Genomic DNA, 8,867 nt, shown 5'->3' on the forward strand with positions numbered 1-8,867 from the left:
ATGACCCCGGCGGCAGTGCACCGCCGGGCAACCTTCAGACGTCGCCCTGCGATGCTAGTTGCCGGTGGTCCTGTTACCGGATCCCTCGGCCCAGTTCGCCCAGAACTTCGTTGGCGTGCCGACGTTGACCACACCGTTGGTCACGGCGTAGTAGCCGTCGTACACAGTGAACCTGTTCGCAGTCTTGCCAGTGCCGAAGAATCCGCCGGCGCCCCACGAGATGGTGGTGGTGCCAGAACCCCAGACGGTGACAGATCCTTTGTCGAGGGTGTACCCGGCGCCCGAACCGGGGGTGATTTCGGTTCTGGGAATGTTGTCGCCGTCGGGATCGCTGACGGTCATCGTGCCCACAGTGCAGGTGTAGAAGGCGCACGCGAGGCCACCGAAGCCACTGATTTCAGGCGCGCTGTTGATCGCGTAGATCGGGACCTTGACCGTGACTGTTGCGGTGCCGCCGAACCCGTCGGCCACGGTGGCGATGAACGCGTCCTCATAAGCGGCCAGGGCGACTCCGTTGTAGGTGCTGCCCGCAGCGCCGATCCTGGCCGCCTCGTGGCGCTCCGCCGTGGAGAGGTTGCTCGTGTAGGTGAACGAGCCGTCGGCGGCGAAGGTCACGGTGCCGCCGCGCGCGGTGGTCACACTCGATGGCCAGATCGCCGCGTCGCCGTTGGGGTCGGAGTAGGTCACCTTCCCGGTGCTGGTCTGTGTGGTGCCGGACAACGTGCCGACTGTCGGGGCCGTGGTCAACGTCAGGGTGGGTGCGTCGTTGTCCACGGTCGGCTGGACAGCCATCCGCAGGGTGACCGTGCGCCCGTTGGCGTCGGTCGCGAGCACGGTGACCACGTCGTCGGAGGTCGTGGTGTGGCCCAGACCCCCATCTCGGGTGTAGGTGAAGGCGCCGGTAGCCGGGTTGAACGATGTCACGGTGCCCTTGGCGGGGGCGGTGCCCAGCGCGTAGCCGGTGAACAGTCCCGGGTAATTGGTCGAGCCCGGCACCGTGCCCGTGACGACGTTCTCTGTCGAGGTGTCGACGTTGGCCGGGTTGATCGTGGTGGTGTTGGGCACCGTGACCGTGATCGGGGTGTTGCCGTAGTGGCCGTCGTTGATCATCACCTGGAAGCTTTGCGTGGCTCCGGCCGTCGCCGACGAGACGTAGGTGAAGTCGCCCGTGGTCTCGTTGATGGTGACGATGCCGCCGTTGTCGCTGCCGTTCTTGGTGTAGGCGGAGTTGCCGTCCAGGTCGTTGACCGACGACTCGACCAGCGAATAGGTCAGCGTGTCACCGTCGGAATCGCTGCCGTTGACCTTGCCCTTCACCACGCCGGCGGCATCGGTGTTGATCACCGAGAAGGATCCGGTGGGATTCGCGTTCGTCCCGCCGATGATCTCGACGCCGAACCTGAGCGTGTACTTGACGCCGTCGGCGGACCGCACCGGGATGTTCACGTAGTCGTACCTGTCCGCCTCGTTCTCCGAGGTCGACCTGTGGAAGAACTCCGCGTCGTGGGCCTCGGAGTCCCAGAGTGCCGGCGGAGTGTAGGTATAGCCACCGTTAGCGGTGTTGATGGTGACCAGCGCGTTGGTGTCCGATCTGTACGTGCCGCCCTGGGACACGCCGAAGAAGTCCACCGAGTTGCCGTCCGGGTCGACCGCATGGAACGACCCGGCGGCGTACATGCCCAGCGCGTTCTTGTAGTGCCAACTCTCGTAGGTGGTGCTGGTCGTGAAGGTGGTCAGGACGGCCATCTCCTGGAACCGCTTGTACATGCCGACCAGCACGACGTAGGTCGCGACCGTGAACGGATTCACCTGCGCCGCGGTCCAAGTGGGCAGCGTGATGTCCCATGCCCGTTCGGGTTCGTCGAACGCGCCGCCGTCGCCGCCGAGCAGGGCGGCGGCCTGCGCCGCGACGACTTTTCCGGACAGGCTGTCGAAGTCGGTGAGGTCCGACGTGGTGACGTTCGCGCCGGTGGTCGCCTTGATGACATGGATCGCCCACTGGGCCGGGTCGTATTCGCCGTTCAGCATGTCTTCCAGCACGGTCGCCGTCCCGACGACGGCAGCACCCATGATCTTGTACGGCGTGATGACGTTCAACGTGTCCGCACCGGGCTCGATGACGAACGGTGGAACCACGCGGTTCAGGAAGTCGCCCATCGCGTTGAGGCTGTCGGTGAACAACGAACCCGGGATCGCCGCGACGAAAAACGCTCCGGCCATGTTCAACAAGTCGGGAAGCCACCGCGCCGGATTCCCCGTGGGCACGGTGAAGACCAGGTTGTCGAGCTGGTCGTTGGCCGCGTCGAGGCTCTGATCGGTCTGGTAGTTGGTGATGTCGACGAAGTTGCGCGGTGTTCCCGGCCAGCCCGCCAATCGGCGCACCGCCCGCTCCAACGTGCCCAGGAAGTACCACTCCCCCGTCCCCGGCGCGGCCGTCGCGGCGGCGGTCACCGCTGCGGGTGCGGCGGTCGAAGCGGCGGTCACCGCTTCCGACTCCGGCACCGCAGCGGCGCTCAACGTCACCGTCGCCGACGTGTCGGATTGGCTGGGCGATTCGGGATCGGACTCGGGTGCCGCCGTTGGGGTCTCGGTCGACGCGGCAGGATCGGCCTCCGGGACCGTCGGCGCCGATTCGACCGGCGCCTCGACGTCAGGACCCTCCTCGACCTCGGACTCGGGTGACTGCGCGGGCGCCTCGTCCGGATCGTCGGTCTCCAGCTGCGGTTCTTCGTCGGAATCGGCGTCCTGCGGATCTCCGCCGGAGCTCAGCTCGGAGTCCGCATCGATGTCGGCGTCTTCGTCGTCTTCAGCGTCTTCGGCGTCTTCGGCCACCTCGGCGTCGACGTCCAGCTCGGAGTCCGCGGAGGTGAGCGAGTCCGAGTCGTCATCGTCGTCGCCGCCATCGGTGCCGTCGTCGGCACCCGCATCGGAGTCACCCCCCGACGACGTGGCCGACCCGGTGTCGTCCGATGCGCCGCCGGAGCTCGACCCGCCGTACGAGCTGGAGCGTGTCTTGCCCGGGATCGATGTGCCGTCCGAGCCGGAACTCGACGTACCCGCATCCGAGGAATCGCCTGAACTGGAACTCGACGCGCCCGCATCCGAGGAATCATCCGAACTCGCCGAAGCGACGCCCCCACCGGTGACCACCGCTGCGGCGAGCCCGACACCGACTGCGCCGACACGGAGCCACTGCACTCCCGCCGAAGTCTGGATCTTCGACGGCTTGCGATGGCGACCGCTGGTCCGACGCGGTTTCCGTGGACTGGCGGCAGCCAAGGCAGCTCCTTTGCTAAATCATCTCCGACAAAACCGGCCCCGCCCGCTAGGCGAGTGCACAGCAAATCCCACTAGACGATATGCGGTTGTCCGAACCACCGTTACTCACGCTGCGCCAGTATGTCTGACTGACATCGCGCCATCCCGTCTGCTACGACGATGCGAGCTGCGGGCTAAATTAACACAATGCTTAATCCGTCTACCAGCTAATCCGTCAATTCTTTTCTGAAAGTTGAAATACCTGCACGTTTCGGGCCGTCCCGACCGCAGCGAGCTGCGCATGTTCGGCGCCCGACACGCCGCAGACGCTGGGCACATGCACGTCCGCAGCAGGATTCGGCAAGCTCGGAGCATGAGCGCACCGGCTGAACCCGTCCTCATCGCCGAGCACGGCGGTCTCGTGATCGCGCAGTCCGGCGCCGCGGTCCTGGTCATCGACCGCGGCAACGGCGCCGGTCTCGCCGCGTTCGTCATGCTGATCGTCACGCTGGTGTGCGGCGGGTTCGGCATCGTCGCGATGATGCTCTCCGGCACCGATGCGATGCCGCCGCAGGCGGTGGTGGCGGGGGCCGGGCTGCTGGCGATCGGTATCGTGGCCGGCGTCGGAGCGCTGTTCACCGTGAAGTCGATCCGGGAGAACCGGCGCAGGCCGCTGAGCGGGTTCACGCCGACGGCGGTGTTCGATCGCGCACAGCGGGTGTACCGCGACGAGACCGGCGCCGTGGTCGCGCCGCTCGATCAGGTCCGTTTCGAGCGGCGCAGGCAGCTGGCCTCCAGCTCACCCAAGCTGGTCGCGGTGACCGCGCGGCGAACCGACGTCCTCAAACGCGGCAATCCGTTCGGCGGTGGAATCGGAGACCTCGACCAAGTGCTCACCGGCGCAGTGCACGGAACCCCGCGCTGACCGAGCCCGGGCAGCGGGATGTGGGCTGCTGCCTAGCCGCCGAGCCGGGACACCACGGCGGCGACCACCTCGTCCATCGGAACGTCGATCTGTTCGCCGGTCGACATGCTTTTCACCCCGACGGTGCCCGCCTCCAGGTCACGGTCGCCGGCCACCAGCGCGATCGACGCGCCCGACCGGTCGGCGCCCTTCATGGCGGCCTTGAGGCTGCGGTCCCCGTAGGCCGTGTCCACCCGCACTCCGGCGGCGCGCAGCCGCGCGGCCAGCACGGCCAGCGCCACCTTCGCCTCGGCCCCCAGCGGGACCGCATACACATCGACGCGGGCACCGTCGGTGACTCTGCGCCCCTCGGCGCGCAACGCCAGCAGTGTCCGGTCCACGCCAAGCCCGAAGCCGATCCCGGACAGGTCCTGGCCACCGAGCTGCTGCATCAGCCCGTCGTAGCGGCCGCCACCGCCGATGCCCGACTGCGCGCCCAGACCGTCGTGGACGAACTCGAACGTGGTCTTGGTGTAGTAGTCCAGGCCACGCACCATGCGCGGGTTGATGGTGTACGGCACCCCCAGCGCGTCCAGGTGTGCCAGCACTGTCTCGAAGTGCGTCTTCGCCGCCCCGGAGAGATGGTCGAGCATGACGGGTGCGTCGGCTGTCATCTCGCGCACCTGCGGACGCTTGTCGTCGAGCACCCGCAACGGGTTCAGCCGCGCCCGCTGCCGCGTCTCCTCGTCGAGATCGAGCCTGAACAGGAAGTCCTGCAGCAGCTCACGGTATTGCGGGCGGCAACTGTCGTCACCGAGCGAGGTGATCTCCAACCGGAACCCGTCGAGCCCGAGCTCCCGGAACCCGGCGTCGGCGACGGCGATGACCTCGGCGTCCAGCGCTGGGTCGTCCACTCCGATCGCTTCCACCCCGACCTGCTGCAACTGCCGGTAGCGGCCGGCCTGTGGACGCTCGTAACGGAAGAACGGGCCGGAGTAGGCCAGCTTGACCGGCAGCGCCCCGCGGTCGAGGCCGTGTTCGATGACCGCCCGCATCACCCCGGCGGTGCCTTCCGGCCGCAACGTCACCGACCGGTCCCCGCGATCGGCGAACGTGTACATCTCCTTGGACACCACATCGGTGGACTCCCCCACACCGCGGGCGAACAACGCGGTGTCCTCGAAGATTGGCAGCTCGATGTGTCCGTAGCCGGCCCGGCGGGCGGCGTCGAGCAGCGTGCCGCGCACCGCGGTGAACTCCGCCGACTCCGGCGGCAGATAGTCGGGGACGCCCTTGGGCGCGCGGAACGACGTCGGGGACGGGGTGTCTGTCACTTAGGTCAAACCTTCGAGAAACGGGTTGGTGCGACGCTCCAGACCGATCGTGGTCTTGTCGCCGTGTCCTGGTAGTACCAGGGTGTCGTCGTCGAGCACGAACAGCTTTTCGACGATCGATTCCAGCAGGTCCCGGCCGCTGCCGCCGGGCAGGTCGGTGCGCCCCACCGACTGCTTGAACAAGGTGTCGCCGGTGAAGGCCAGCGATTCGGGGCCCAGCCCCGGTCCGCCGTCGACCCGGAACACCACCGAGCCCGCCGTGTGGCCCGGGGTGTGGTCGACGGCGACCGTGATGCCGCCCAGCTCGATCTTGTCGCCGTCACGGTCGAGTTCGACGACCTGGCGCGGTTCACGGAACATCGCCGAGACCGCGACCCGGCCCAGGCCGGCGAAGAACCCCGACCCTAAGTCCTTGATCGGGTCGGACAGCATCGGGCGGTCCGCCGGGTGGATGTAGGTGGCGCAGCCGAAGGTGTCGGCGACTTTCTGGGCCGACCACATGTGGTCGATATGGCCGTGGGTCAGCAGCACGGCCGCCGGGGTCAGACGATTCTCGTCCAGAATCCGGCGCAACGGACCCATCGCCCGCTGGCCGGGGTCGACGACGATGGCGTCGGCGCCCTGCCGCGGGGCCAGCACGTAGCAGTTGCATGCCAACATGCCGGCCGGGAATCCGGTGATCAACACACCCCCAAGCTTCCCATGCCGCGCCCGGATGCCTGTTCACGAGGGTCGCGCGCAAGTTCGGCCCACCAGCTGGCACACTCGGTGCCGACCCGGATCGACTGCGAGGAAGGACCCGGCGGTGCCGACGAACGAACAACGGCGTGCGACAGCCAAACGCAAGCTGGAGCGGCAGCTCGAGAAGCGGGCCGAGAAGGACCGCAAGCGGCGGACCTACACGATCATCGGTTCGGCGGTGGCCGCGGTCGTCGTGATCGGCGCCGTGGTCGCCACCATCGTCATCACCACCGGGGATTCCGGCGACTCGACCTCGGCGACCTCGACCTCGGCCGAACCCGAGCCCACCGGCGAGCAGGACCCGTTCGACGTTCCCGCCCCCGGCGAGGTCGCGGCCCTGCCCCAGTTCAACGCCCCCGCCGACCTCGGCGCCAACTGCCAGTACCCCGAGTCGGCAGAGGCAGCCAGTAAACCCAACAATGCACCGCGCACCGGTGAGGTTCCGACCGACCCCGCACAGGTCAGCGCAAGCATGGAGACCAACCAGGGCAACATCGGCCTGCAACTGGACAACGGCAAGTCCCCGTGCACGGTCAACAGCTTCGCCAGCCTGGCCCAGCAGGGCTACTTCAACGACACCCCCTGTCACCGACTGACCACTAGCGAGACGCTGTCGGTGCTGCAGTGCGGCGACCCGACCGGAGAGGGCACCGGCGGGCCCGGCTACCAGTTCCCCAACGAGTATCCGACCACCCAGTACCAGCCCGATGACCCCGCGCTGATGCAGCCCGTGCTCTACCCGCGCGGCACGCTGGCCATGGCCAACGCCGGACCCGGCACCAACGGCAGCCAGTTCTTCCTGGTGTACCAGGATTCGCAGCTGCCGCCGCAGTACACGGTGTTCGGCACCATCGACGAGACCGGCCTGGCCACCCTGGACAAGATCGCCGCCGAGGGTGTCGAGGGCGGCGGACAGGACGGCCCTCCCGCGGTCGAGGTCACGGTGGAATCCATCCAGCTCGACTGAGCCCGGCGGCCCGGTCTTTGACCCGCCCGCCCGTTGCGCATACGTTCAGTTGGCCGACGTGCATACGTAACCAACGAGCGGATACGAAACGAAAAGGGATGGGGTCATGACCGGTTCGATACGACGGAGTTTCACGAGGGTGGGGGCGGCGACGGCGGCGACCGTGCTGGGTGCGGCGCTGGTCACCAGCTGTACCAAGGTCCCCGACAACGAGCAGGGCGGCACGCTCACGCGCATCCAGGACGCCGGCACCGCGAAGGTCGGTATCGCCGGCGAAGTGCCCTACGGCTACACCGAGGGCGGTGAGGTCACCGGCGAGGCACCCGAGGTCGCCAAGGCGGTGTTCTCCGCGATGGGGGTCGACGACGTCGACGCCACCCAGGTCGAGTTCAGCCAGCTCATCCCCGCGCTCAACGCCGGCCAGTACGACATGGTCGCGGCCGGGATGGCCATCCTGCCGCAGCGTTGCGAGAACGCACAGTTCTCCGCCGTCGACTACGTGACCCCCACCGCGCTACTGGTGCCCGCCGGAAACCCGGAGCAGGTCAACAACTTCGAAGACGTCTTGGCCAAGGGCGTGCCGCTTGCCGTGCTGTCGGGGACGGTCGAGGAGTCGGTTGCCCAGTCCCTGGGGATCCCGGACGATCTGATTCAGCCCTACCAGGGCCAGCCGGAGATGCTGCAGGCTCTGGTCGACGGTCGCGCCTACGCCGGTGCGCTGACCGACATCTCGCTGCGACGCATGGTCGCCGACAACCCCGGCGTACCACTGGAGGTCACCGACGGATTCGTCCCGGTCGTCGACGGCGAAGAGCAGATCCAAGCCGGCGGCTTCGTGTTCCGCCAGGGCGACGACGAGCTGGTCGACGAGTTCAACACCCACCTCGCGGCGCTGCATGACAGTGGCGAATGGCTGAGCATCGTCGAACCGTTCGGCTTCACCGAGGACAACGTCCCGCCGGGAGGCTTGACCACCGAACAGCTCTGCTCCTCCAGCTGACCCGGTGTTCGACAACGTCGGACTGTTCGTCGAGACCATCTCTGCGGGTCTGCTGCTGACCGTAGAGGCGACCGTCGGCGGCATCGTCATCGCGACCGCGCTCTCGTTCGCGGCTGGGCTGGCGATGCTGTCGCGGTGGCGGATCGTGCGGGCGCTGGTCCGCATCTACGTCGAGATCTGGCGCGGCACATCCGAAGTGGTCCAGTTGATGTGGATCTACTTCGTGTTGCCGGTGCTGGTGGGCTACCAGATCGTGCCGCTGGCCGCCGGCATCGCGGTGCTCGGTCTCAACTTCGGCGCGTACGGCGCCGAGATCGTGCGCGGCGCGGTGCGGGCGGTTCCGCGCACCCAGTACGAGGGCGCGATCGCGTTGTCGCTGACCCCGCGTCAGCGGATGCTGCGGGTGATCCTGCCGCAGGCACTGGTCGAGATGGTCCCGCCGATGAACAACCTGTTCATCCAGCTGCTCAAGGGCAGTTCGCTGCTGACCATCATCACCGTCCACGAGATGACCTACCAGGCCCGGGAAGTGCTGATCGACCGGTTCATCCCGCAGGCCGCCACCATCTGGACCATCGTGCTGCTGTTCTATCTGGCGCTGGCGGTGCTGATCACCGCCGGCATGCGGCTGCTCGAACGCTGGGCCGCCGCGCTGGTGGGCCG

7 protein-coding genes are annotated in these 8,867 nt (G+C 67.6%); 4 read left to right on the forward strand and 3 right to left on the reverse strand.

Annotated elements, in window-relative coordinates:
- Nucleotides 1–54 precede the first annotated feature (54 nt).
- Entirely contained in the window at nt 55–3,198 is a 3,144-nt protein-coding gene (locus tag ACXAID_RS12655) for an Ig-like domain-containing protein (protein WP_475022563.1), read from the reverse strand.
- Between the two features lie 433 nt (nt 3,199–3,631).
- Between ACXAID_RS12655 and ACXAID_RS12660 the strand changes: the two genes are divergently transcribed.
- Nucleotides 3,632–4,183 carry a hypothetical protein gene (locus ACXAID_RS12660; protein ID WP_475022564.1) on the forward strand — a complete coding sequence of 184 codons (552 nt, stop codon included), beginning with the start codon at nt 3,632–3,634 and terminating at the stop codon, nt 4,181–4,183.
- 32 nt (nt 4,184–4,215) lie between these two features.
- On the opposite strand, the gene hisS is transcribed toward ACXAID_RS12660, so the two are convergent.
- Nucleotides 4,216–5,496 (reverse strand): histidine--tRNA ligase, encoded by a 1,281-nt coding sequence (gene hisS / locus ACXAID_RS12665; RefSeq protein ID WP_475022565.1) that lies wholly within the window; start codon nt 5,494–5,496, stop codon nt 4,216–4,218.
- The gene (locus tag ACXAID_RS12670) at nt 5,497–6,183 is read right to left on the reverse strand and encodes an MBL fold metallo-hydrolase (protein WP_475022566.1); all 687 of its coding nucleotides are present in this window, start codon (nt 6,181–6,183) and stop codon (nt 5,497–5,499) included.
- Between the two features lie 118 nt (nt 6,184–6,301).
- Here ACXAID_RS12670 and ACXAID_RS12675 point away from each other — a divergent pair, with 118 nt between their 5' ends.
- From ACXAID_RS12675 to ehuC, 3 genes are all read left to right on the forward strand, one after another.
- Complete coding sequence (locus ACXAID_RS12675; RefSeq protein WP_475022567.1) at nt 6,302–7,204, forward strand: peptidylprolyl isomerase; 903 nt, start codon at nt 6,302–6,304, stop codon at nt 7,202–7,204.
- Between the two features lie 139 nt (nt 7,205–7,343).
- Nucleotides 7,344–8,204, forward strand: coding sequence for a transporter substrate-binding domain-containing protein (locus tag ACXAID_RS12680; RefSeq protein ID WP_475022568.1), 861 nt, complete (start codon nt 7,344–7,346; stop codon nt 8,202–8,204).
- Between the two features lie 4 nt (nt 8,205–8,208).
- A partial coding sequence (gene ehuC, locus ACXAID_RS12685) for an ectoine/hydroxyectoine ABC transporter permease subunit EhuC (protein ID WP_475022569.1) occupies nt 8,209–8,867 on the forward strand: 659 nt, incomplete at its 3' end.

This window comes from Mycobacterium sp. ABE4_509, from assembly GCF_056160785.1.

Bases quoted from the DNA above. Each gene is read 5' to 3' on its own strand.
- ACXAID_RS12660 (WP_475022564.1), top strand. From the start codon at position 3,632: ATGAGCGCACCGGCTGAACCCGTCCTCATCGCCGAGCACGGCGGTCTC.